Genomic DNA, 24,222 nt, shown 5'->3' on the forward strand with positions numbered 1-24,222 from the left:
CGGGCGCAACCCCAACTCGGGAGGGGGGCCCCCCCCCCCCCCCCCGCCCGACGTCGTTCGGCGTCGCGCAGGGGGTGACGGACGGTCAGCCGTCGAGTGCGGCGTAGACGATGAAGTTGTCCTCGAGCATCCCGGTCTCCGGGTTGAGCCCGTCGCAGGTGATGAGCCGGAGCTCGGGCCCCGGCGTGTTCCCGTACACGTCGAGCGTGGGGAACTCCTGCTGGTAGAACTGCTCGGTCCGGTAGACGGTGAAGGTCGCCACCGAGCCGTCGTCCCGCGTGACCTCCACGGTGTCGCCGACCTCCGTGCTGGGCAGGTCGGCGAAGATCCCGGGGCCGCCCTCGCTGCCGTTGCGGTGCCCGAGGACGACGGACGGACCGGCCTCGCCCGGGGTGGGCGAGTGGATGTACCAGCCGGCCGGCGACCCGAGGTTGTACGGCGGGACCTCGATGACCCCGTTGTCCTGGATCCCGAGGTCCATGACGTCGGAGTCGACGCCGAGGCCGGGGATCTCGATCCGGGCGGGCTCCGAGGCGGGCAGGGCCGCCGGCACGGCATCCTCCGGCGCCGCGTCCTCGCCCGCCGCGCCCGCACCGTTCGCGCCCTCGCCGCCGTCGCCCGGACCCGTCGACGGAGCATCCGTCGCCGATCCGCTCCCGGACCCGCTGTCCGACTCGCTCCCGGGGGAGGGAGCAGGACCCGCCGACGCCGGCGGTGCGCCGGGGGTCGCGCCGTCGGTGGGCGAGTCCTGCTCCCCGTCCGTGGCGCTCGACGACGACGGGCCGACCGGGTCGGAGTACTCGGGCTCGTCGGCCCCCGAGCAGGAGCCGAGAGCCAGGAGCGCGGCCGCCGCGCAGGCCGTGAGGCCCACGCGGCGGCCGTGGATGCGAGGCATCGTCAGTCGCTCCCCGTCGCTCAGGCGGTGGCGGCGCGACGCTTGAGCGCCCAGGCTCCGCCGCCGACGACGCCCAGACCCAGGACGCCCGCGCCGATCGCGAGGGCGGCGCTGTCGTCGGACTGCTGCACCGGCGAGCCGGTGTCGGCCCCGCCGTGCGGCATCTCGCCGACCTGCGAGACCGTCACCGCGCCGCAGGCGGCGGGCAGGGTTGCCGCGAGGGGCAGCGCCGGGTCGAGCTCGCTCTGGGCGCCGGCCGCGGCGTCGGAGAGGTTGGCGGGGTCGACGCCGTGGACGACCACGACGGCGGTCCCGTCCGCGAGGGCGGCCACGGTGTCGTCGTCGAGCTCGACGGTCCGTTCGTAGGTGTAGGACGAGCCGCCCGGGAAGCGGTCGACGGCGAGCCCCGAGTCAGGGCTGGTGTCGCCCTCGGTCGTCAGTGAGGTCGCGATCATCCCGTAGAACGGGTGCCCCTCCTCGACGTTGACGGCGTCGTCGCCGTTCATGTCCGCCTCGGGGCCGGGGCACACGCCCTCGCCGCCGACGTGGATGTGCTGGGCGTGCGGGAACGGGCCGTCCATGAACGTCTCGGCCGCGCCGGAGACGTTCATGGACACGGTCGCCTCGTGGCCGTCGAGCTCGAGCCAGAAGTCGCCCGTGGTGCCGCTGTTGTTGAGCTCGCCGAGGTGGGCCTGGCCGGACCAGGTGCCCTCGGCGTGGCTCCCGCCGTCGTCGTGCCCGTCGTCGTGCCCGTCGCCGTGTGCCAGGGCGGGAGCCGCCGCAAGCGTGAGCGCGCCGAGCGCGAGGGCGGGTGCCGCCAAGAACTTCGTCGTTCGCATGATGAGCTCCTTCGTGTTCCGTCGATCGGACACCACGGGTTCGGAGCGGGTCGACATCCGGATGGGTCCGGATCCCACGAAGTTCTCGTACGGCTCGAGCGGGCGCTGCTCGCGTTCCTCGGCCTCACCGGCTGACCACGCCCGGCCGCGCGGCGGGCGGCGAGCCTAGGATCGAGATTCCGCCGACCCACTCAGGGAGCCCCCGTGCCCATGCCCGCCCTCGTCGCCTTCGACCTCGACGACACCCTTGCGCCCTCGAAGCAGCCTCTGCCGGACCCGATGGTCCGGGCGCTTGCCGACCTGCTCGCGCGCGTGCCGGTCTGCGTCATCTCGGGCGGCGACGTCTCGCAGTTCCGCACCCAGGTGGTCGAGCGGATGGCCGGCCACGACCTCACCGACCTCCACCTCCTGCCGACCTGCGGGACGCGCTACCTGCGGATCGAGTCCGGTGAGCTCGTCGAGGTCTACGCCAACGAGCTCGACGCCGAGCTCCGCGCGGCCGCGGCCGACTCCCTCGAGCGGCGCGCCCGTGAGCTCGGCCTGTGGGAGAGCGAGACGTGGGGGCCCATCATCGAGGACCGCGGGACGCAGATGACGTTCTCGGCCCTGGGGCAGCAGGCCCCGGTGGACGCGAAGAAGGCGTGGGACCCGACGGGGGAGAAGAAGGAGCGGCTGCGCGCCGCCGTCGCCGCCGACCTGCCCGAGCTCGAGGTCCGCTCCGGCGGGTCGACGTCGGTCGACATCACCGCCCACGGCATCGACAAGGCCTACGGCATGACGCGGCTCGCCGAGCGGACCGGCATCGAGCTGGCTGACATGCTGTTCGTCGGCGACCGCCTCGACGAGGGCGGCAACGACCGGCCCGTCCTCGACCTCGGCGTGCCCTGCCGCGCCGTCGCGGGGTGGGAGGAGACGGCCGAGCTCGTGACGTCCCTCGTGGCAGACCTGGACGCCGCCCGTCGCTCGGCCGGCTGACCAGCACCGCCGACTGCGCGACCACCACCTCCTGCCGATCCCGCCCGAACGGCCTACCGTGGACGCGGTTCCGACCGGGAGGGGTGACATGAGCACCGTTCGATCACCACGCAGGGCCGCGCTCGCCGCGGCGGCCGCCACCGCGCTCGTCCTCGCCGCATGCGGCACGGGCGGGGACGACACCGACGCCGGGCAGGAGTCCGGCTCCGGCGGCGGATCGGCGGAGTCCGAATCGGCCGACAACGTCGCGGAGAGCGTGGCACCGACCGAGTCGCTCGTCCTCGAGGGCGACGGCACCGCGCGCTCGGTCGCCGCCTCCGAGACCTATTTCGCCTCCTCGCCGATCGTCGTCCTCGCCCCCGACGGCGCACCCCGTTCCGTCGAGGCAGCCTCCGCCGCCGTGCACCTGGGCGTCCCGGTGCTCGTGGACGGCGACGACGCCGCCGAGGCCGCCGAGATCGAGCGGCTGGGCGCATCGACGGTCGTCGCCGTCGGGCCGGTCACGGTCCCCGACGACGTCGACGTGGACGTCGCCGCCCCGGCCGACGACGCCGAGCTGGCCGCGCTCGTCGGCGGGCCCGAGCTGGCGGAGGTGGGCGCGGCCGACGCCGTCCAGACCGTCGCCGCGAGCGCCGACGAGCTCGCCGTGGCCACCCACGACTGGGACCCCGCGGCAGCGAGCGGGGCGCCCGAGGAGGGAGGCGGTGCACAGGACAGCGCCGAGACTCCGAGCGACGGGCCCGACGGCGGCGCCACCGACCAGTCGCCCTCCGACGCTCCCGGCGAGACTGCGACCGACAGCGCTGACGGCGCCGTCGAGGCGCCGAGCGACGGCCCCGCCGACACCGGCTCGCACGACATCGTCACCGAGCTTCCCGACCTCGGCGACCCGGCGCCGGCCGCCGGCGAGACCGTCGCGCTCGGCGGCGGCACGCTCGACGAGCTCGCCGTCGCTGCCACGGCCCGGGCGGCCGGTGCCAACGTCGTCGTCGCGAACGGGGGAGACCCGCGCGCGAGCGCGGCGGGCGTCGAGGCCGTCCATTCTCTCGCGAACGACCTCGGCCTGGCGTCCGGTGGGGAGAGCGACTCCGACGCGCCCGGAGAGTCGACGAGCGACGGCACGGGGACCGAGGAGTCGGACACCGGCGCGGACGAGTCGGCCTCGGACCCGTCCGGCCCCGGGGCGGAGGGCACGGACGCGGCAGGGCTCGTCGTCGTCGGGCTCTCTCCCGAGCTCGGTGACGCCGAGCAGCTGAGGAGCCGCACCGAGTCGGCCGCCACGGGTGTCCAGCTCCCGGCCGGCGGGCAGCTCGTCCTGCCCGAGCCGTCCGGCGACCAGGCCGGCGCGATGTACGTCGCCCTCTACGGCAGCCCGGACGGCGCCGCCCTCGGCGTGCTCGGGGAGCAGGGGCCGGAGGACACGATCACGCGCGCCGAGGAGGTCGCCGCCGAGTTCGACGGGCTCACCGACGAGACGGTGGTGCCGACCCTCGAGATCATCGCGACCGTGGCCTCGAGCGAGGCGGGCGACGACGGCGACTACTCCAGCGAGACGCCCGTCGAGCGCATCCGACCGCTCGTCGACCTCGCCGCCGAGCACGGGATGTACGTGGTCCTCGACCTGCAGCCCGGACGGACCGACTTCGTCACGCAGGCGCGGTTGTACGAGGAGCTGCTGCTCGAGCCGCACGTGGGGCTCGCGCTCGACCCCGAGTGGCGGCTGAGGCCCGACCAGGTCCACCTCACGCAGATCGGTCAGGTGCCGGTCGAGGAGGTCAACGAGGTCGTCACCTACCTCGCCGACCTCACCGACGAGCACGACCTGCCGCAGAAGCTCCTCGTCCTCCACCAGTTCCAGGTGCGGATGATCCCGGACGTCGACCGGGTCGACCAGTCGCGGGACGAGGTGCGGGTGCTCATCCACGCCGACGGCCAGGGCGGGCAGGGTGACAAGCAGGCCACCTGGCGCACGTTGCTGGCCAACGCCCCGTCCGTGACGGCGTGGGGCTGGAAGAACTTCTACGACGAGGACACGCCGCTGCTCGGCCCCGATGGCACGATGGCAGTCGAGCCGACCCCGGACCTCGTGACCTACCAGTAGCCGGAGCCGGGCGGCGGCCGAGCGCCGGACGGAGGGATCTGAGATGTCAGCACCTGGTCGGGATCAGGTCATCGACACGGGTGCTTCCCTGGAGGATCTGACCGAGCAACCGTGGTGGAGATCGACCTTGATCGGCCTCGCGCGCCTGTGCCAGCTGGTGGCGGTCGTCGTGCTGCTGGGCTACCTGGCAGGATCGTTCGGGTTCGGTGGAGCTCCGCTGGCGATCGTCGAGCCGCTCGCGTCCGACGCACCTTCACCCCTGACGGGCATGCGACCGAGCGTGGTGGCCCTGGAGGCGAGCTGGCTCCCGCACCTGTTCCCCGGGGTCGTGGGCCTCATGCTCGTGACCGCTTGGAGTCGCGCCGAGTGGTTCGTCGGCCTGGGGCAGGGGTTGGCGGCGACGTATCTGGCTCTGTCCACCTGGTTCTGGGTGGACCTCTCGATTGAGGGCGTGCAGGCGCAGAACTACCGCGAGTGCTACTACGAGTCGTGCTGGCCGGTGGTTCATCAGAGCGTGCTCCATGCGATCCCGGTGGTCCCCGTGGTGGTGTCCATGGTGCTCATGGCCACGCTCTTCCGCCGGGCACACTGGGCGTGGCGCGGCGGCATCCCGGTGTTGGTCCTGCTGGCCGGTACCGGCATCCAGGTGCTCGTCTGGGACGACCTGCTGCTCCCGTGGCTGGCCGGACCACCTCCTGGTACGTAGTCCTCACGGGAGTCGACACACGGGCTCGATCCCGACGGCCCGTCCCGCGCGGTGAAGAATCCCCTCACTCGCCAGAGTGTCCCGCTCACTCGTCAGGCGGAAAGCCGCTCACTCGCCAGAATGCCCTGCTCACTCGTCAGGCGGCGCCGTGGCCCTCCGCGACCTCGTCGCCCTCGGCCACCGGGCCCGGGGGAGTGCCGTCGCCGAACGGCCGCCCGCCGAGCGCCTCGCGGCCGTGCGGCGTCAGCCAGCTCCACAGGTCCGGCCCCTTCGGCACGATCCCGGACGGGTTGATGTCCGTGTGAACCTCGTAGTAGTGCTGCTTGATCTGGACGAAGTCGATCGTGTCGCCGAACCCGGGCGTCTGGAACAGGTCGCGGGCGTAGCCCCACAGGGCCGGCATCTCGCGCAGCAGGTTCCGGTTGCACTTGAAGTGCCCGTGGTAGACGGCGTCGAACCGGGCGAGTGTGGTGAACAGCCGGACGTCGGCCTCGGTGATCGTGTCGCCCACGAGGTAGCGCCGCTCCGTCAGCCGGTCCTCGAGCGTGTCGAGGGCGGTCCACAGGCGGTCGTACGCGGCGTCGTAGGCGTCCTGCGAGCCGGCGAACCCGCACCGGTACACGCCGTTGTTGACCTCGGTGTAGACGTGCCGCATGACCTGCTCCATCTCGTCGCGGTGCTCCGCGGGGAGAAGGTCGGGCGCGCCGTCGCGGTGGTACTCGGTCCACTCGGTCGACAGGTCGAGCGTGATCTGGCCGAAGTCGTTGGTGACGACCTGGCCCGTGCGCTCGTCGACGATCGCGGGCACCGTGATGCCGCGCGAGTAGTGCGGGTCGCGCGCGAGGAAGGCGTCCTTGAGGCGCGGGATCCCGAGGACGGGGTCGACGCCGCCGGGGTCGAGGTCGAAGGTCCACGAGTCGGCGTCGTGGATGGGGCCGGGCTGGCCGAGAGAGATGACGCCCTCGAGGCCGAGGAGGCGGCGGACGATGACCGTGCGGTTCGCCCACGGGCACGCGCGCGCCGCGACGAGGCGGTAGCGGTTCGGCTCGACCGGGAAGTCGCCGGAGCCGGGTGCCGGGTCGCGGACGATCCGGGTGGTGATGTAGTTCGTGTCCCGGGAGAACTCCTTGCCCGGGACGGAGTAGGTCCCGCCGGTGGAGTGCTCGGGACGGCTCTCGGACGGCTGCTCGCTCATCGCCCCAGCCTACGAGGGCGGGTCTGCCGGTGACGGGACGAGGGCGTGGGCCGGAGGACGCACGGCACCGGGAGACGACCAGAGCCGGGAGACGACGAGAGCCGGGAGACGACGAGGGCCGCGTCCCGAGAAGCTCATGCTTCCCGGGACGCGGCCCTCGACCGGTCCGACGGTTCGGTGTCCGAGCGCTACACGAGGCCCATGAGCTGCGGCAGCCACATCGACAGCTGCGGCACGAACACCACGAGGAACAGCATCGCGATGATCGCGAGGAGGAACGGCCACAGCTTGGCGATGACCGGCTCGATCCGGAGTCGCGCCACCCGGGCGCCGACGAACAGCACGTTGCCGACGGGCGGTGTGATCGTCCCGATCGACAGGTTCATGACGACCATCGCACCGAAGTGGATCGGGTCGATCCCGAACTCCTGCACGATCGGCAGGAAGATCGGCACGAAGATGAGGATCGCCGGCGTCGGGTCCATGAACGTGCCGACGATCAGCAGCACGACCATCATCAGCAGCAGGACGACGACGCTCGAGTCGGTGAACCCGAGGACCGCGTCCGAGATGAGGTCCGGGATCCGCGCCAGCGACATGACGAAGGACAGCGCGGTGGACACGCCGACCAGCAGCATGACGATGGCCGTGGTCCGGCCCGCGTCGACGAGGATGCCCGGCAGTTCGCGGACCTTGATCGTGCGGTAGATCGCCGACAGCACGAGGCAGTAGACGACCGCGACCGACGCGGACTCGGTGGCCGTGAAGTAGCCCGCGAGGATGCCGCCGACCACGATGACGATCATCAGCAGCGACGGGAAGGCGCGCCACAGCACGAGCATCGCCTGGCGGAACGTCACCCGGTCGGCGGTCTTCAGCCGGCCCGGCTGACGCAGGGCGTAGATCGCGACGACGGCCATGCAGGCCAGCGCCCACAGCAGGCCCGGGATGAGGCCCGACATGAACAGGGCCGCGATCGACGTGCCGGAGACCAGCGAGTAGACGATGAACGTGTTCGACGGCGGGATGAGCATCCCGGACGGCGCCGAGGCGACGTTGACCGCCGCCGCGAAGCCCCGGTCGTACTTCTCGTCGACCATCCGGCTGTTCATCACGTTGCCGACGGCGGCGGCCGCGGCGACCGCGGCGCCGGACACGGCTCCGAACATCGCGTTCGCGGCCACGTTCGTCTGGGCGAGCGAGGCCGGCATGCGCCCGATGAGGACCTTGGCGGCATCGACGAGCCGGCCGGCGATGCCGCCCGAGTTCATGATGACGCCCGCCAGCACGAACATCGGGATCGCGAGGAGCGGGAAGCTGTTGATCCCCGTGAACATGCGCTGCGCGGAGATGAGCACCGCCTGCTCGGACCCGAGGATCGGGATGGTCGCGAGGAAGGAGGAGACGCCGATGACGACGGCGATCGGCACGGAGAGCACGATGCCGATGACGATCCCGCCGACGAGGATCAGGGCTGCGAGGGTCGTGGGGTCCATCACGCCTCCTTCGTCGGGCCGGCGGACGAGTCGCCGGGGGTGCCAGGACCGTCGGCCGCAGCGGCCGCGTCGTCGGACACGGACCGACGGTTGCCGGTGCCGTCGTCGGTGGGTGCCAGGACGACCGACTCGACGTCGTCCGCACCGACCCGGATGTCCGGGTCGTCCTCGTCGCTGTGGTCGCCGTAGGGCGCCTCGGCGCCCGTAGCGATCTGGACGATGTAGTACAGCGAGTAGAACGCGATGAGCGCGCCGGAGATCGGCAGCGCCAGGTACATCTGGCCCAGGGTGAAGGGCAGCGCCGACAGGCTCTGCAGCCACGCGTTGTCCGACGCGCGCATCCCGCCCCAGATGAGGACGACGACGGCGAACGCCAGGACGACGAGCTGGACGACGATCGCGAGGGCGCGCTCGGCGCCGCCCGGCAGCTTGCGGGCGAGGAACTCGACCGCGATGTGCCCGCGCTCGCCGAACACGAACGCCGACGCGAACAGGCCGAGCCAGACGAAGGTCAGCCGGGCGCCCTCCTCGGTCCACGTGGCGGGGTCGCCGAGGACCTGCCGCGTGAAGATCTGCCACACGAGGATCAGGACGAGCAGGGCGAACAGCACCACCGTGATCCAGTACAGGCTCGTGTCGAGCACCTTCTTGAGGGTCCTCATGCGTCACCTCCTCCGATCATGACTCGGCCTGCCCACATCACTCGGCGGCTGCGCGCGCGGCGTCGTAGAGCTCGCGCTGCGAGTCCGTGGTGAGGAACTCGTCTGCCAGGGCCTCGAGCGGCTCGGCGAACGCCTCCTCGTCGACCTCGGTGAAGGTCGCGCCGCCCTCGGTGGCGCCGTCGATGGCCTCCTGCGTGGCCTCGGCCCAGAGCTGCGTGTGCTCCTCGTAGGCAGCGGTCCACCCCTCGTCGAACGCCGCGCGGTCCTCCTCGGACATGCTGTTGAGAAGGTCGGTGTTGATGATGAGGTAGTCGAGCCCGACGAGGTGGTTCGTGTACGACCAGTACGGGGCCACCTCGTAGTGGCGCTGGGTGAAGTACGAGACCTCGTTGTTCTCCGCGGCGTCGACGACACCCGACTGCAGGCCCGTGTAGAGCTCGCCGTAGGCCATCGGGGTGCCGTTGCCGCCGAGAGCCTCGGCCATGGCGATGTGGAGGTCCGACTCCTGGACGCGGATGTCCATGCCGGCGAGGTCCTCGGGCGTCTCGACCGGGCCCTCGGTCGTGTAGATCGACCGCGCACCCTGCGTGAAGCCGCCGAGGACGGTGAAGCCGTTGGACTCCTCGAGCGAGGTGTACAGCTCGCCCGTGATCTCCGGGTCGTGGATGACGTTCATCTGGTGCTCGACGTCGTCGAAGACGCGGGGGAGGTTGAAGGTGACGAAGTCGTCGTTGAGGTTCTCCAGCTGGGTGCCGGAGACGATCGCCATGTCGACGCTGCCGTCGGAGACGAGCTGGAGGGCCTCGGCCTGCGCGCCGAGCGTCTCGTTGGGGAAGACCTCGATGTCCCAGCCCTCGGTGTTCTCCTCGAGGTAGGTGCCGAAGTTGTCGAGCGCCACGTAGGAGGGGTGGTCCTCGGTCTGGTTGAGCGCCAGGCGCATGCTGGAGCCTGAGGCGTTCCCCTCCTCACCACCGCCGTCCCCGCCGCCGCACGCCGCCAGGAGCAGCGCGGCGCCCGCGGCGCCGGCCACGGCGATGACCGAGTTCTTGTGGTTTCTCATGAGATGTCCGTCCTTGGCTCGGGGGAGACTCCGTCGTCAGACCCTGGGTGTGGCGTACCTTGCCACGTCGTGCGTCCCGGGCGGGCAGCGATGCCGGGCCCCGATCGAAGGGGCGGCTGGCCGACGGAGGTGCAGCTGTTGTTGGTGGACGACATTCAGTCAGATCGAGGGCGACGACGAACACCGGTTGCCACGAGTTGTCAGACCCGCGGCATCGACGGTATCGCCCGGCGACGGGCCCACGACGGTCACGCTCCCGGAGGACCGACGACGCGCGTGGTCCGTCCGGTCGGTCAGGGCGCCGTGATCTGCGCGGCCAGGTGACCGGCGCCGTACCCGTTGTCGATGTTGACGACCGCGACCCCGGGGGCGCACGCGTTGAGCATGGCGAGCAGCGCGGCGACACCGCCGAACGACGCGCCGTAGCCCACAGAGGTGGGGACCGCGACGACGGGAGCCGCCACGAGGCCCGCGACGACGCTCGGCAGGGCCCCGTCCATCCCGGCCGCGACGACGATCGCCGACGCCGAGCGCAGGAGCTCGAGCCGCCCGAGCACGCGGTGGAGGCCGGCGACCCCGACGTCGACGACGAGCTCGGTCCGACGCCCCAGGTGCTCCGCGGTGTGCCGGGCCTCGAGCGCGACCGGCAGGTCCGACGTTCCCGCACTGAGCACGACGACGAGACCACCCGTGGGCTCGGGCGGCTCCGGCGGCCACGCGAGGAGGTTGGCCGCCGCGTGGTGCGCGGCGTCCGGGAGCGCCTCGAGGACGGCGCGGGCGTGCGCGTCGTCCGCGCGGGTGAACAGGGTGCGGGTGCCGCGCTGCGCGACCTCCGCGGCGATCGCGGCGACCTGGCCGGGCGACTTCGGCCCGCACAGGACCGCCTCCGGGTAGCCCCGCCGCTCGGCCCGCTCGTGGTCCAGGTGCGCGACGGCCTCGAGCTCGGGCCCCGGCCGCCACCCGTCGCCCTCGGGAGCGCGGTCGGAAGCCGGGGGTTCGACGTCGGGCACCCCGGTCTCCTCGTCAGCGGCCATGGGTGACGTCGACGAGGGGGAGGGTGAAGGCGCCGGACTGGATGCCCCGCAGGTCGACGGCGGCGAACCGGAAGCCGGCCGCCGTGACGGCGGCGTGCACCTCGTCGCGGAGCTCGGCGGCGCGGGCGATCTCGTCGGTGGGCAGCTCGATGCGGGCGACCTCGCCGTGGTGGCGCACGCGCCCGTCGGAGAAGCCGAGCCGGCGCAGCGCGCTCTCGGCGGCGTCGACCTGCGCGAGCTTCTCGGGGGTGACCTCCTCGAAGTGCGGGATGCGGGAGGCCAGGCACGGCGCCGCGGGCTTGTCCGCCACCCGCACGCCGAGCTCGCGGGCGACCCGGCGGACGTCCCGCTTGGTCAGTCCGGCCTCGGCCAGCGGGCGGAGCACGCGGTGGTTCGTCGCGGCCTGCGCGCCGGGGCGGTCCGGGCGCAGCGCGTCGTCGGCGTTCTCCCCGTAGGCGACCGCGGCCAGCCCGAGCTCGGCCACGAGCTCGTCGGAGATGCGCGTGAACAGCTCGTCCTTGCAGTGGAAGCAGCGGTCCGGGCCGTTCGCCCGGTAGGCGGGGTTGTCGCCCTCGTGGGTGGCGACCTCGGCGACGCGCGCGCCGATCTGCCGCGCGGTCTCGTGGGCGGCCGTGCGCTCGTCGGTGGCCAGCGACGGCGAGACGCCGAGGATCGCGACGACGCCGTCCGCGCCGAGGGTGCGCACCGCGACGGCGAGCAGCGTGGCGGAGTCGACGCCGCCCGAGTAGGCCACGCCGAGCGGGGCGTGGCCGGACAGGAGCGCGCCGACGCGCTCGACGTCGCCGGGCAGCAGCTCGTCGGCTCCGGAAGCCTCGCCGGCCGGTTCGCCGCCGGCGTCGCGGACTGTGGCGGACGGGACGGAGCTCGTCGTCGCAGGGGTGCTCATCGCTGGTCTCCCTCGTTCTTCGGCGCGCCCGTCGTCGGATGCGCCACGGTACCCATGACCGGCATCGTCACCGAGCCCGCATGCCTCACCAGCCTCGTTGCCACGGGTTGCCATTCGGTTGCCGCGCGACGGCCTCGGCGTCCCCGCTGCCTGACGGACACCGCCCGGCTACCGTGTGGACATGGAGAAGGAAGGGGTGCCGCCGAAGATCCCCACGATCTACGACGTCGCCGCCGCTGCCGGTGTGTCGCCGTCGACCGTCTCCCGCGCGCTCGCCCGCCCCGGGCGCGTGAGCGCGGAGACGGCGGAGCGCGTGCGCGCCGTGGCCGAGGAGATCGGCTACCGGCGCTCGGTGGTCGCGCCCGCGCTCGGTACGGTCCCCAGCAAGCTCCTGGCGATGGTGGTGGCGGACATCGGCAACCCGCTGTTCGTCGACGTCTTCCGGGGCGCCGAGGTGGCCGCCGGTCGCGCCGGCTACACCATGCTGCTGTTCGACGCCCGTGAGGCGGAGGCACGGGAGCGCGCCGCCGCCGAGTCGTTCCTCGACTTCGTCGAGGGGTTCATCCTTGCCAGCCCGCGCATGTCCGACTCGGCCCTTCTCCGCCTCGCCAAGCAGCGACCGGTCGTCGTTCTCAACCGCATCGTCAGCGGGCTGCCGAGCGTGCTGACCGACGGCGCACGGGGCGTGCGCCGGGTGGCGGAGCACCTCGGCTCGCTCGGGCACACCGACGTGACGTACATCGGCGGTCCGGAGGCGTCCTGGGCCGACGGCGTGCGGTGGCGCGGTCTCCAGGAGGCGGGGGAGGAGCTCTCCCTGCGCGTGCGCCGGATCGGGCCCAACGAGCCCACGGTCTCCGGCGGAGAGCTGGCCGCCGCGCGCTGGGCGCGGAACCCGGCCACGGCGGTCGTCGCGTTCAACGACGTCATGGCGATCGGGTTCGTCCGGGGCCTGCGGGCGCAAGGGCTTCAGGTGCCCCGGGACGTCAGCGTGGTCGGGTTCGACAACAGCAGGCTCGGCGCGCTCGCCACGCCCGCGATCTCGTCGGTGGCCTCGCCGCTCGCCCTCCAGGGCCGCACCGCCGTGGGCAACCTGCTCGCGATCGTCCGCGGGGCGCGTCCGCCGCAGCAGCCGGTCCTGCTCCCGGTCAAGCTGGTGCCGCGGGAGTCGACCGGACCGGTCCCCGGCGGAGCCGTGCAGGTCGGGTGAGCCGGTCCGGTCGTCCTGCCGGCGCGCGGAACGGTCCGGTCGGGTGACGCGGTCGCGTCAGCAGGTCGGCGCGGGTCGCTGGCAACATGTGGCCACCCGCACGCACCTGGAACTGCGGCGCCCATACTGAGGGCTGAGCACCGCAGAGTCGCCGAGGAAGGGACGACCCCTATGACCGTCAACGACACCACCGCGAGCGCGCAGATCGGGGTGATCGGGCTTGCCGTCATGGGCAGCAACCTCGCCCGCAACTTCGCGCGCAACGGCTACGCCGTAGCCCTGTACAACCGGACGACGGCGAAGACCGACGACCTCGTCGCCCAGCACGGTGGCGACGGGACGTTCGTGCCGTCGGAGTCCCTCGAGGACTTCGTCGCGAGCCTCGAGCGCCCGCGCAAGATGATCATCATGGTCAAGGCCGGTGGTGGCACCGACGCGGTCATCGAGCAGCTGATCCCGCTGCTCGAGGAGGGCGACATCGTCGTCGACGGCGGCAACGCCCACTACGAGGACACCCGCCGCCGGGAGAAGGCGCTGCGCGAGGTCGGCCTGCACTTCGTCGGCGCCGGCATCTCCGGCGGCGAGGAGGGCGCGCTCAACGGACCGAGCATCATGCCCGGCGGTCCGGCCGAGTCCTACGAGACGCTCGGCCCGATCCTCGAGGCGATTTCGGCGAAGGTCGACGGCGAGCCGTGCTGCGTCCACATCGGCCCCGACGGCGCCGGCCACTTCGTCAAGATGGTCCACAACGGCATCGAGTACGCCGACATGCAGTTCATCGCCGAGGCGTTCGACGTCCTGCACTCGGCCGGGCTCACGCCCAAGGAGATCTCCGAGGTCTTCACGCAGTGGAACACCGGTGACCTCGACTCCTACCTCATCGAGATCACCGCCGAGGTCCTCGCGCACGTCGACGCCGCGACCGGCGCCCCGTTCGTCTCCGTCGTCGAGGACGCCGCCGAGCAGAAGGGCACGGGCCGCTGGACCGTGCAGATCGCGCTCGAGCTCGGCGTCCCGGTCAACACGATCGCCGAGTCCGTCTTCGCTCGCTCGACCTCGGGCCACGCGGCCCTGCGCACCGCCGCCCGCGCCGCGCTGACCGGGCCGGAGCGCTCGGCGGTCGACGCCTCCGAGCGAGAGGCCCTCGTGGAGAACGTGCGTCAGGCACTGTGGTCGGCGAAGGTCGTCGCCTACGCCCAGGGGCTCGACCAGATCCGCACCGCGTCCGAGGAGTTCGGCTGGGACGTCGACATCGCCGAGGTCGCGAAGATCTGGCGCGGCGGCTGCATCATCCGCGCCAAGCTGCTCGAGCGGATCCGCTCCGAGTACGCCGCCGGCAACCTCACCACCCTGCTCGAGGCCCCGTCCGTGGCCGCCGGGCTCGCCGACAGCCAGGACGGCTGGCGCACCGCGGTCTCCCACGCGGTCGCCTCCGGCGTCCCCGTGCCGGGCTTCTCGGCCGCGCTCGCGTACTACGACACCGTCCGCGCCGAGCGCCTGCCGGCCGCCCTCGTCCAGGGGCAGCGCGACTACTTCGGTGCGCACACCTACCGGCGCAACGACCGCGACGGCGTCTTCCACACCGAGTGGTCGGCCGACCGGAGCGAGACCCAGCAGTCCTGACGAGTGAGGGGACGGTCCTTCACGAGTGAGGGGCCGGTTCCGCGACTGAGCGGACGTCCTCCCGACGAGTGAGCGGGCTCAGGCCCGGCACGCACCGAGCGCTCCTCCACCTGACCACGGTGGGGGAGCGCTCGGTCGTTCGCGGGGAGCGTCCGACGGCGGCTCCTCGCCCGGGTGGAGCACGCACCTCGCGCAGGGGTTCGTCGTCGTCGGGGGTTGTGCCGGCCCGGGACGGGCACCGTGCGGCCCGTCCCACGGTCGCCACCCCGCCGTCCGACAAGCGCCACCCCGGCCGTCCCGTATTGGTCGGCAACAGGCGGCAACCGGGTGACCACCGCTGCGAGCCGGGCGATCGTCGACAGGTCGGTGAGGGGCAGCACCGAGGACGGAGCATCCCCCTCATCGTGCTTGCCGTGACCCCCGCGGCGAGGCAGGTCGACGACGACTGCAGGAGGAAACGATGTCCACAACCCCGAGGATGGGGCGGAGACGAGCGGCGATCGGAGCGGCTCTGGCCGTCCCGCTCACGCTGACCGTCGCGCTGGCCGGAGGAGCCGCCGCGACACCCGAGCCGACCGACGACGCGGCGGGCGACCAGGCCCCCGCCGCCGAGCCGGCGCAGGAGCTCGAGCAGCCCGTGCTCGAGAGCCGGACCACCGAGATCATCGAGGTCGACGGGTACGAGTTCCGCGACCTCAACGACAACGGTGAGCTCGACCCCTACGAGGACTGGCGGCTCAGCGTCGCCGACCGGACCGAGGACCTCGTCGGTCAGATGACGCTCGAGGAGCGCGCCGGGCTCATGCTCATCGACACGCTCAACGCGGCGTGCGTCGACGGCGTGCGTGGCGTCGTGCCGGAGAGCGGCACCGACTTCATCGAGAACCAGCACATGCACCGGTTCATCTTCCGCAACACGGTGACCAGCCCGGACGACGCCGAGTGCGGCGAGGCGGGCGGCGGCTTCAGCGCCTCCACCTCCGTCACGCCGGCCGAGGCCGCCGGCTTCACCAACGCGGTCCAGGAGATGTCCGAGTCCACCCGCCTCGGCATCCCTGTGCTGTTCAAGTCCAACGCTCGCAACCACATCGACCCCGACGCCCGCGCGGGCATCAACGAGTCGGCCGGCGCGTTCACCTCCTTCCCCAAGGAGGCCGGCATCGCGGCGGCGGCGCTCGGTGCCGAGGCCGCGGCCACGGGCGAGGACCCGACGACGGGCGACATGTCCGTGGTCGAGGACTTCGCGGACGTCATGGGAGACGAGTGGGCGTCGATCGGGCTGCGCGGCATGTACGGCTACATGGCCGACCTGTCCACCGAGCCCCGCTGGTACCGCACCCACGAGACGTTCACCGAGGACGCCGAGCACGCGGCGGCCATCATGTCGACCCTCGTCGGCACGCTCCAGGGCGAGATCCCGGCCGACAGCGAGAACGGCCTGGCGCTGAGCTCCGACACCCGCGTGGCCCTCACCCTCAAGCACTTCCCGGGCGGCGGCCCGCAGGAGCTCGGGCTCGACCCGCACTACGCGTTCGGTCGTGCGCAGGTCTACCCGCAGGGCCTCTTCGCGGCGCACATGCTGCCGTTCGAGGCGGCCATCGACGCCGGCGTCTCGTCGATCATGCCGTACTACGGCGTGCCGGTGGACGTACCCGAGATCGGTAACGAGGACGAGGACTACCCGCTGACGGGCTTCGCGTTCTCCGACTCGATCGTCAACGGACTGCTCCGTGATCAGCTCGGCTTCGGCGGCTACGTCAACTCCGACACCGGGATCATCAACGACCGAGCCTGGGGCCTCGAGGACGCCACCGTCCCCGAGCGCGTCGCCGCGGCCATCAACGGCGGCACCGACACGCTCTCCGGCTTCAACGACGTCCAGGTCATCATCGACCTCGTCGAGGACGGCCTCGTCACCGAGGAGCGCGTGGACGAGGCGGCCGTCCGGCTGCTCGAGCCGCTGTTCCGGCTCGGCCTGTTCGAGGACCCGTACGTGGACCCGGACGTCGCGACCGACACGATCGGCAACGAGGAGAACCGCGAGGTCGGCCTCGAGACGCAGCGCGACTCGCTCGTGCTCCTGGAGAACCAGGAGACCGAGGACGGTCCCGTGCTGCCGCTGCAGGCGGACTCCGACGTCTACATCCTCGGCGACTTCACCGAGGAGACCGTCGAGAGCTACGGCTTCGACGTGACCGACGGCAACGTCGAGGAGGGCGAGGAGCGGCCCAGCGCCGCGGACAGCGACTACGTCCTCATCTCGATGACCGCCAGCGCCGACGGCTCGGACTACGTCAGCAACAGCGAGGAGTTCGGGCTCAACCCCGAGTTCGGCGTCAACCCGAGCGTCATCGACGGCATCCGCGGGCTCGACGGCGAGAGCCTCTGGGGCGCCTCCGACGCCTGCGTCACGCACGGCGCGGAGTCCTGCACCGACGACGGGCTCCGCTTCGGCGGCTCCTACCCCTGGGAGTCGAGCATCCTCGACTTCACCGGCATGGAGGCCGCGGAGTCCTGGGAGGTCACGCCCTCCCTCGAGACCATCCAGGAGGTCATGGCCGAGGTCGACGACCCGAGCCAGGTCATCCTGCAGGTCTACTTCCGCCAGCCCTACGTCCTCGACGAGGAGAGCGGCCTGCGCGACGCCGGCGCGATCCTCGCCGGCTTCGGCGTCAGCGACACCGCGCTGATGGACGTCCTCACGGGCGAGCACGCGCCGCAGGGGCGGATGCCGTTCGCCCTCGCCGGTACCCCCGAGGCGATCCTCGAGCAGGACACCGACGCGCCCGGGTACGAGGAGACCACCGACGGCGCCCTCTACCCGTTCGGGTACGGCCTGACCTACGAGGACGACGACGAGGAGCCGGAGGTCCCGGGTGAGCCGGTTCCGCCGTCGCCGGGTCGTGGGTTCTACCTCAACGACGGCTGGGACATCTGGGCCGACCACGAGTTCTCCTTCGGTCGCCCTGGCGACCAGGTGCTCGTGGGTGACTGGGACGGCGACGGGTCCGACACGCTCGCGGTGCGTCGCGGGAACGCGTATTTCCTGTCGAACTCGCTGTACGGCGGGAACGCGGATGTGGAGCTGGCCTTCGGCCGGTCCGGGGACACGGTCCTGGTCGGTGACTGGGACGGTGACGGCGTGGACTCCTTCGCCGTCCGGCGTGGGAACAGCTACTTCCTCACCAACGAGCTCGTCGGTGGGGATGCGGAGACCGAGCTGGACTACGGCCGCGCAGGCGACCAGGTCCTCGTGGGCGACTACGACGCCGACGGGACGGACACGTTCGCGGTGCGACGCGGGAACACCTACTACGTGTCCAACAGCCTGGCCTCCGGGTGGGCGGACGAGGAGTTCGACTACGGCCGCGCCAACGACGAGGTCCTGGTCGGTGACTGGGACGGGAACGGGAGCGACACGTTCGCCTCGCGTCGCGGGAACCTCTACCTGGTCTCCAACACCTTCGACGGTGGTTGGGCCGACCGCGAGGTTCGTTACGGCCGCTCGGGCGACGAGGTGTTCGTCGGCGACTGGAACGCCGACGGTTCCGACACGCTCGGCATCCGCCGCTGATCCGACCTGACGGTCACGCGTGAGCGGGCCCCGCACCCATCAGGGTGCGGGGCCCGCTTCGTCGTCGTCGGAGGGGGTGGTGGTGAGGGGAGGTCTGCTCACTCGCCAGGCCGAAAGCCGCTCACTCGTGGCGTTCGTGGGTGGCGCGCTGGTCGAGCTTGGCGCGCGTCGACCACAGGCCGGCGGACGGGGTCGAGATGTAGAAGACGCGCTCGCCGTCGGGCATGGTGTTCCACCCGTCGACCATGACCTCCGGGTCGTACCGGGTCAGTGCCTCGTCGACGTCCATGTATCGGTACCCGACCCCCTCGATGTCCTCGCGCGTGAGCTTGCCCGGCGCGTAGGTGATGGTGAACCGGCCCTCGGACGAGCCGTGGGGGAGGTGCGCGGTCCCATGGGGGATGTCCTGCATGTCGGCCTGGCTCTGATAGAGCTCGACCGCCTCGGACTGCGAGATGTAGCCGTACTTCCGGATGAGCGCGTCGACCTCGGGCTGCTCGCCGAACCGCTCGACGCCGGGGGCGATGACGAGGAGCTCCCCGCCGTCGGCGATCGCCATGCGCGTGCGGTAGACGGCCTTGTTCGCCACCCACGTGGCCCGGAACTCGTCGGCCTGCATGACGGCGACGATCTTGTCGACCGGCTCGTCGAACTGGGTGATGTTCTGCTCCTGCGAGGCACGCGCGGCCTCGAGGTAGGTCTCGAGGTCGTCGCCGACGTAGACGCCGGTGTGCCGCAGCGCGCCGGAGTCGTCGTAGTCCATGACGACCTGGAGGTAGACGTCGGGCAGGTCGGCGAGGAAGTGGTCCTCGGCGTAGTTGAAGCACTGCCGCACGGGGGTGAGCAGGTTCCCGAGGTTGTTCTCGATGCCGTACACGGCCGAGGCCATGTGCGAGGCGCCGAGCAGGCGCTTGCCGCCGAGCCCGATGAAGTAGTTCTTGTTGTGGTTGGCGAACCCGAGGACCTCGTGGGGGACCACGTGGCCGACGTTGACCACGAGGTCCCACTGCTCGGTCACGAGCATCGTGTTGAGATCGACCGGCATCTCCCAGTCGACGGCGCCGCCGGTCGCCTCGCGCACGACCTCGGCCGGCACGGTGCCGACATTGGTGACCCCGTTCTTCCAGTCGTGCGCGTGGATGCGCTCCTCGGGGATCGAGCCGAACATCCACTCGTTGTCCTCGCGCGTGTGCGGCACGTGCTGCCCGAGGGTGGGGATGACGTGCACCTCGGCGCCGGCGGCGTCGAGCCGCTTGTACAGGTACTCCGTCATCCACCCCGTGCCGGAGTGCGCGCGCGTGAGGTCCGGCGGCAGCAGCAGCACGCGCCGCAGCTCGGCGATCGAGAGCCGGTCGACGGCCTCGTCGATCATGCGGTCGCACAGCTCCTCGATGCGCTCGCGGGAGAGGAACCGGGCTTCGTCCTTGAACCACGTCATGCGGGAGAGCATGGCCCGAGCGGTGCCCGTCGCGCCACCGGTTGGCAACGGTTGGCAACGTTGTGGCCATCCCCGTGGGTCTTCGGGACGATGCTGGCATGAGCGACGACGCCCACGACTCCATGCTCGCGCACCCCAACCGCCTGCTCCCCGCCGATCCGGCCGTGCGGGACGTGGCGCGACGCCTCTACGCGAGCACCAAGGACCTGCCGATCATCTCGCCGCACAGCCACGTCCCGCCGGCCTGGCTGGTCGACGACGAGCCGTTCCCCGACCCGGCGTCGCTGCTCCTCGTCCCCGACCACTACGTGCTGCGGCTCCTCCACGCGAACGGCGCGGAGCTCAGCGACCTCGGCCGCGGGCCGGACGGGCCGCTCGAGCTCGACGAGGCGGGGGCGCGCAAGGCGTGGCGCATCCTGTTCGAGAACTACCACCTCTTCCGCGGCACGCCGGTCAAGTACTGGTTCGACACCACGTTCGCCGACGTCTTCGGGATCACCGAGGCACCGTCCGCGGCCAACGCCGACACGGTCTACGACCAGGTCGCCGAGGCCCTGACCACGCCCGAGTTCCGCCCCCGTGCGCTGTTCGAGCGGTTCGGGATCGAGGTGCTCGCCACCACGGACGACCCGCTCGACGACCTCGCCGCCCACCGCGCGCTCGCCGCCGACCCGACGTTCACCGGCCGGGTCGTCCCCACCTTCCGACCGGACCGGTTTCTCGAGCCCGCCCGGGGCGACTGGCCGGACCTCGTCCGCCGCCTGGGGGAGTCCGCGGACACCGACACCGGCACGTACGCCGGGTACGTGGCCGCCATCGAGGCCCGGCGCCGGTACTTCAGGGACAACGGGGCGGTCTCCTCGGACCACTCGCACCTCGACCTCGGCACGGAGCCGCTCGCGACCCCCGACGCCGAGCGGATCTACGCCGCGGCGCTGCGCGGCGAGGCCACGACCGACGAGGCGACGGCGTTCCGCCGCCACATGATGAGCGAGACCGCCCGCATGGCGACCGAGGACGGCCTGGTGATGACGCTCCACCCGGGCGTGCGCCGGGACCACGACGTCGACAACCTCGCCCGGTACGGTCACGACGTCGGCTCCGACATCCCCGTCTCCGTCGAGGTCACCGACTCGCTGCGCCCGCTGCTCGGGCGCTACGGCAACCACCCGGACCTCCACCTCGTCCTGTTCACCATCGACGAGACGGTGTTCTCCCGCGAGGTCGCCCCGCTGGCCGGCTTCTACCGGTCCTTCTACGCGGGCGTGCCGTGGTGGTTCATCGACGCCCCGGAGGCCATCCGCCGCTTCCGCGGCGCGGTCACCGAGACCGCCGGCTTCTACCGGACGTCCGGCTTCATCGACGACACCCGGGCCTTCCTGTCGATCCCCACGCGCCACGACATGTCGCGCCGCCTCGACGCCGCCTATCTCGCCGAGCTCGTCTCCACCCACCGCCTCACCGAGGAGGAGGCGGCCGCGACCGCCCTCGATCTGGTCACCACGATCCCGAAAAAGGTGTTCAAGCTGTGAGCGCTCGGCTCTCCCGCGGCCCGGAGCACCCGGCCGCCCCGGTCCGCCTCGTCCACGTGGGGCTCGGCAACTTCTTCCGCGCCCACCAGGCCTGGTACACCCACCACAGCCCCGACTCCGCCGACTGGGGCTACGCCGCCTTCACCGGCCGCAGCCCCGCCGCGGCCGAGGCGCTCGCCCCGCAGGGCGGCCGCTACACCCTCGTCACCCGGGGGCCCGACGGCGACGAGCTCGAGGTGATCGATTCCGTCGTCGCCGTCCACGCCGCCGACGACCACGACGCGTGGCTCGGCTACCTGCGCGACCCCGACGTCGCCGTCGTCACCCTCACCGTCACCGAGGCCGGCTACCTGCGCGGCCCCGACGGCGGGCTCGACCTCGCGCACGAGGGCGTGGCCGCCGACGTCGAGGCCCTGCGCGCCGACCCGACCGCATCCGTCGGCACCGCACCCGGCCGTCTCGCCGCGGGCCTCATCGCCCGGCGCGCCGCCGGCGCCGGTCCGATCACCCTGCTGTCCTGCGACAACCTGCCGGGTAACGGCAAGGTCCTGCGCCGGGTCGTCACCGACCTGCTCGCGGCTCTCGGCGCGGAGCCGTCGGTCGCCGAGGGGGTCGACTTCGCGGCCTCGATGGTCGACCGGATCACCCCCGCCGCCACCGACGACGACGCGGCCCTCGTCGAGCGCGAGCTCGGCGTCGTCGACGCGTCGCCCGTGACCACCGAGCCGTTCAGCGAGTGGGTCGTGGCCGGGACGTTCCCGGCTGGGCGGCCGCGCTGGGAGGACGCCGGGGCGACGATCGTCGACGACGTCGAGCCCTACGAGCGGCGCAAGCTCCTCCTCCTCAACGGCGCGCACTCGCTCATGGCCTACGCGGGCCCGGTGCTCGGCCACGAGACCGTGGACCAGGCGTTCGGCGACCCGCAGGTGCGTGCGTGGGTCGAGGAGCTGTGGGACGACGCCGTGCCGACGCTCGACCTGCCGGTCGACGAGCTGGACGCCTACCGGGCCGCACTTGGGGAGCGCTTCGCCAACCCGCGGATGCGTGACTCCCTGGCCCGCATCGCGATGGACGGCTCACAGAAGCTGCCGGTCCGCCACGTCCCCGTGCTGCGCGCCGCGCGCGAGGCCGGCCGCCTGCCGGGCGGTGCGGTCCTGGCCGTCGCCGCCTGGATCACCCACCTGCGCGGCTGCGGCGTCCCCGTCAACGACGTCCACGGCGACCGCTGGCGCGAGCTCGCCGCGGGTCCGGCCGGCGAGGCGGTCGCCCACGTCCTCGGCGAGCTCGTCCCCGACCTCGCCGGTGACGACGAGCTGCACGGCGCCGTGGCCCGCGAGCTCGAGGCGCTCGAGGCGCCCGGCGGCCCGGGCGACACCTCGGCGGGGAGGGGGACGACGCCGTGGGAGTGATCGTCGGCCTCGACGTCGGCACCACCGCGGCCAAGGCCGTCGCGGTCGACCCGGCCACCGGCTGGCGCACCGCCGCGACCGCCGAGTACCACCTCGCCTCCCCGCACCCGCGGTGGCAGGTGCAGGACCCCGGCGAGCTGCTCGGCGCCGTCGACTCGGTCCTCGCCCGGGTGGTCGCCGCGGCCGGTGACCGGACGGTCGACGTCCTCGGCGTGGGCACGGCCATGCACGGGCTCATCGGGCTCGACGACGGATTGCGCCCCGTCACCGACCTCATCACCTGGGCGGACACGCGCTCCCACGCGGAGGCCGCCGAGCTGCGCCGCGAGGGCAGGGCGGCGGGGCTGCTCGCCCGTTCCGGAACCCCGGTGCACCCGATGAGCCCGCTGACCAAGCTCATGTGGTTCGGCCGCAACGACGCCGCCACGCTGCACGGCGCCTACCGCTGGGTCGGCCTCAAGGACCTCGTCCTGCTCCACCTCACGGGCTGGGTCGTCACCGAGCTGTCCACCGCGTCCGCCACCGGCCTGCTCGACCTCACCACGCGAGACTGGTCGCCGGCCTCGCTCGAGCTCGCCGGCGTGGAGCGCGAGCAGCTCCCCGACATCCTCTCGACGACCGCGCTGCTCGAGGTCACGACCGACGCCGCGCGGACCACCGGTGTCCCGGCCGGCACGCCCGTCAACGTCGGCGCCACGGACGGCCCCCTCGGCAACCTCGGCACCGGCGCGATCCAGCCCGGCGTCGCCGGCATGTCCATCGGCACGAGCGGCGCCGTGCGGACCGTCGTGCCCGAGCCGCGCACCGACGAGCGCGGGCGCCTGTTCTGCTACGCCCTGACCGACGACGCCTGGGTGGTCGGCGGCGCCATCAGCAACGGCGGCGTGGTCGCGCGGTGGGCGGCGGAGAGCTTCCTCCCGCAGGCCGACGGCACGGCGCGGGATGCCGAGGCCCTCGCCCTGGCGGCCACCGCCCCGCCCGGCAGCGACGGCCTCGTCATGCTGCCCTACCTCCTCGGCGAGCGCGCACCCCTGTGGGACCCCGACCTCACGGGCGCCTTCCTCGGCGTCCGGCACGGGCACGGCCGCCAGCACTTCCTCCGGGCCGCGGTCGAGGGCGTGTGCCTCCAGATGGCCGACCTCGTCGACGTGCTCGACGGCGTCACACCGGTCACGGAGGTCCGCTGCACCGGCGGGGTCTTCCGCTCCGAGCTGTGGCGCACGAGCATGGCGGGCGCGCTCGGGCGGCCGCTCGTCCCCACCGACGACGCCGAGGGCTCCGCCCTCGGGTCCGTGGCCCTCGCGGTCCTGGCCACCGGCCGCGCGGACGACCTCGCCGGCGCCCTCGCCCAGGTCGCGCCCCCGGGCGGGGTGGACGCGCCGGTCGAGGTCCCCGCCGAGGACGTCGCGACCTACGCCGACATGCGCGGCCGCACCCTCGACCTCCTGCGCGCCTACGGGGAGCTCGCCGGGCACCTCGGGGCGTTGGCCGACGCACGCGGCTGACCCGAGCGGGCGTTCTCACCGGTCGGTACCGGGTGCAACCGTGTTCGCCGAGAGCGGCTCGACC

At 72.5% G+C, this 24,222-nt stretch carries 18 protein-coding genes; 9 read left to right on the forward strand and 9 right to left on the reverse strand.

Going from position 1 to position 24,222, the window contains the following annotated elements:
* Window positions 1–85: 85 nt before the first annotated feature.
* Window positions 86–895: a class F sortase gene (locus ACZLMO_RS08630; RefSeq protein ID WP_463653504.1), complete on the reverse strand. Its 810-nt coding sequence runs from the start codon at window positions 893–895 to the stop codon at window positions 86–88.
* Between the two features lie 20 nt (window positions 896–915).
* Entirely contained in the window at window positions 916–1,734 is an 819-nt protein-coding gene (locus ACZLMO_RS08635) for a hypothetical protein (protein WP_463653505.1), read from the reverse strand.
* 210 nt (window positions 1,735–1,944) lie between these two features.
* Here ACZLMO_RS08635 and ACZLMO_RS08640 point away from each other — a divergent pair, with 210 nt between their 5' ends.
* From ACZLMO_RS08640 to ACZLMO_RS08650, 3 genes are all read left to right on the forward strand, one after another.
* Complete coding sequence (locus ACZLMO_RS08640; protein ID WP_463653555.1) at window positions 1,945–2,709, forward strand: HAD-IIB family hydrolase; 765 nt, start codon at window positions 1,945–1,947, stop codon at window positions 2,707–2,709.
* Window positions 2,710–2,797: 88 nt separating this feature from the next.
* Complete coding sequence (locus ACZLMO_RS08645) at window positions 2,798–4,810, forward strand: hypothetical protein (protein ID WP_463653506.1); 2,013 nt, start codon at window positions 2,798–2,800, stop codon at window positions 4,808–4,810.
* A 127-nt stretch (window positions 4,811–4,937) separates the two neighbouring features.
* Window positions 4,938–5,516 carry a hypothetical protein gene (locus ACZLMO_RS08650; protein WP_463653507.1) on the forward strand — a complete coding sequence of 193 codons (579 nt, stop codon included), beginning with the start codon at window positions 4,938–4,940 and terminating at the stop codon, window positions 5,514–5,516.
* A gap of 136 nt (window positions 5,517–5,652) precedes the next feature.
* Here ACZLMO_RS08650 and ACZLMO_RS08655 read toward each other — a convergent pair whose 3' ends face one another.
* The 6 genes from ACZLMO_RS08655 to larE form a co-directional block, all read right to left on the reverse strand.
* Window positions 5,653–6,711 carry a glutathione S-transferase family protein gene (locus tag ACZLMO_RS08655; protein WP_463653508.1) on the reverse strand — a complete coding sequence of 353 codons (1,059 nt, stop codon included), beginning with the start codon at window positions 6,709–6,711 and terminating at the stop codon, window positions 5,653–5,655.
* Between the two features lie 188 nt (window positions 6,712–6,899).
* Complete coding sequence (locus tag ACZLMO_RS08660) at window positions 6,900–8,210, reverse strand: TRAP transporter large permease (RefSeq protein ID WP_463653509.1); 1,311 nt, start codon at window positions 8,208–8,210, stop codon at window positions 6,900–6,902.
* On the reverse strand, window positions 8,207–8,869 hold the full coding sequence (locus tag ACZLMO_RS08665) for a TRAP transporter small permease (RefSeq protein WP_463653510.1): 663 nt from the start codon (window positions 8,867–8,869) through the stop codon (window positions 8,207–8,209). Before ACZLMO_RS08665 ends, ACZLMO_RS08660 begins: the two co-directional genes overlap by 4 nt.
* 37 nt (window positions 8,870–8,906) lie before the next feature.
* Window positions 8,907–9,929, reverse strand: coding sequence for a TRAP transporter substrate-binding protein (locus ACZLMO_RS08670; protein ID WP_463653511.1), 1,023 nt, complete (start codon window positions 9,927–9,929; stop codon window positions 8,907–8,909).
* Window positions 9,930–10,222: 293 nt separating this feature from the next.
* The gene (gene larB / locus ACZLMO_RS08675) at window positions 10,223–10,963 is read right to left on the reverse strand and encodes a nickel pincer cofactor biosynthesis protein LarB (protein WP_463653512.1); all 741 of its coding nucleotides are present in this window, start codon (window positions 10,961–10,963) and stop codon (window positions 10,223–10,225) included.
* The gene (larE, locus tag ACZLMO_RS08680) at window positions 10,953–11,870 is read right to left on the reverse strand and encodes an ATP-dependent sacrificial sulfur transferase LarE (protein WP_463653513.1); all 918 of its coding nucleotides are present in this window, start codon (window positions 11,868–11,870) and stop codon (window positions 10,953–10,955) included. The genes larB and larE overlap by 11 nt, the downstream gene beginning before the upstream one ends.
* A 181-nt stretch (window positions 11,871–12,051) precedes the next feature.
* On the opposite strand from larE, the gene ACZLMO_RS08685 reads away from it, so the two are divergent.
* The 3 genes from ACZLMO_RS08685 to ACZLMO_RS08695 all read left to right on the forward strand — a co-directional run bounded on the left by ACZLMO_RS08685 (window position 12,052) and on the right by ACZLMO_RS08695 (window position 18,274).
* Window positions 12,052–13,077 (forward strand): LacI family DNA-binding transcriptional regulator, encoded by a 1,026-nt coding sequence (locus tag ACZLMO_RS08685; RefSeq protein ID WP_463653514.1) that lies wholly within the window; start codon window positions 12,052–12,054, stop codon window positions 13,075–13,077.
* A 171-nt stretch (window positions 13,078–13,248) separates the two neighbouring features.
* On the forward strand, window positions 13,249–14,700 hold the full coding sequence (gene gndA / locus ACZLMO_RS08690; protein ID WP_463653515.1) for an NADP-dependent phosphogluconate dehydrogenase: 1,452 nt from the start codon (window positions 13,249–13,251) through the stop codon (window positions 14,698–14,700).
* A gap of 460 nt (window positions 14,701–15,160) precedes the next feature.
* Window positions 15,161–18,274 (forward strand): glycoside hydrolase family 3 protein, encoded by a 3,114-nt coding sequence (locus ACZLMO_RS08695; protein WP_463653516.1) that lies wholly within the window; start codon window positions 15,161–15,163, stop codon window positions 18,272–18,274.
* A 121-nt stretch (window positions 18,275–18,395) separates the two neighbouring features.
* On the opposite strand, the gene ACZLMO_RS08700 is transcribed toward ACZLMO_RS08695, so the two are convergent.
* Window positions 18,396–19,712: a nickel-dependent putative hexonate epimerase gene (locus ACZLMO_RS08700; RefSeq protein WP_425715210.1), complete on the reverse strand. Its 1,317-nt coding sequence runs from the start codon at window positions 19,710–19,712 to the stop codon at window positions 18,396–18,398.
* A 98-nt stretch (window positions 19,713–19,810) separates the two neighbouring features.
* Here ACZLMO_RS08700 and uxaC point away from each other — a divergent pair, with 98 nt between their 5' ends.
* The 3 genes from uxaC to ACZLMO_RS08715 are packed head-to-tail and all read left to right on the forward strand — an operon-like array spanning window position 19,811 to window position 24,158.
* Complete coding sequence (uxaC, locus tag ACZLMO_RS08705; protein WP_463653517.1) at window positions 19,811–21,244, forward strand: glucuronate isomerase; 1,434 nt, start codon at window positions 19,811–19,813, stop codon at window positions 21,242–21,244.
* Window positions 21,241–22,653 carry a mannitol dehydrogenase family protein gene (locus ACZLMO_RS08710; protein ID WP_463653518.1) on the forward strand — a complete coding sequence of 471 codons (1,413 nt, stop codon included), beginning with the start codon at window positions 21,241–21,243 and terminating at the stop codon, window positions 22,651–22,653. The genes uxaC and ACZLMO_RS08710 overlap by 4 nt, the downstream gene beginning before the upstream one ends.
* Window positions 22,644–24,158 carry a gluconokinase gene (locus ACZLMO_RS08715; protein WP_463653519.1) on the forward strand — a complete coding sequence of 505 codons (1,515 nt, stop codon included), beginning with the start codon at window positions 22,644–22,646 and terminating at the stop codon, window positions 24,156–24,158. The genes ACZLMO_RS08710 and ACZLMO_RS08715 overlap by 10 nt, the downstream gene beginning before the upstream one ends.
* Window positions 24,159–24,222: the final 64 nt, after the last annotated feature.

It is taken from the genome of Georgenia sp. G2120 (assembly GCF_055326485.1).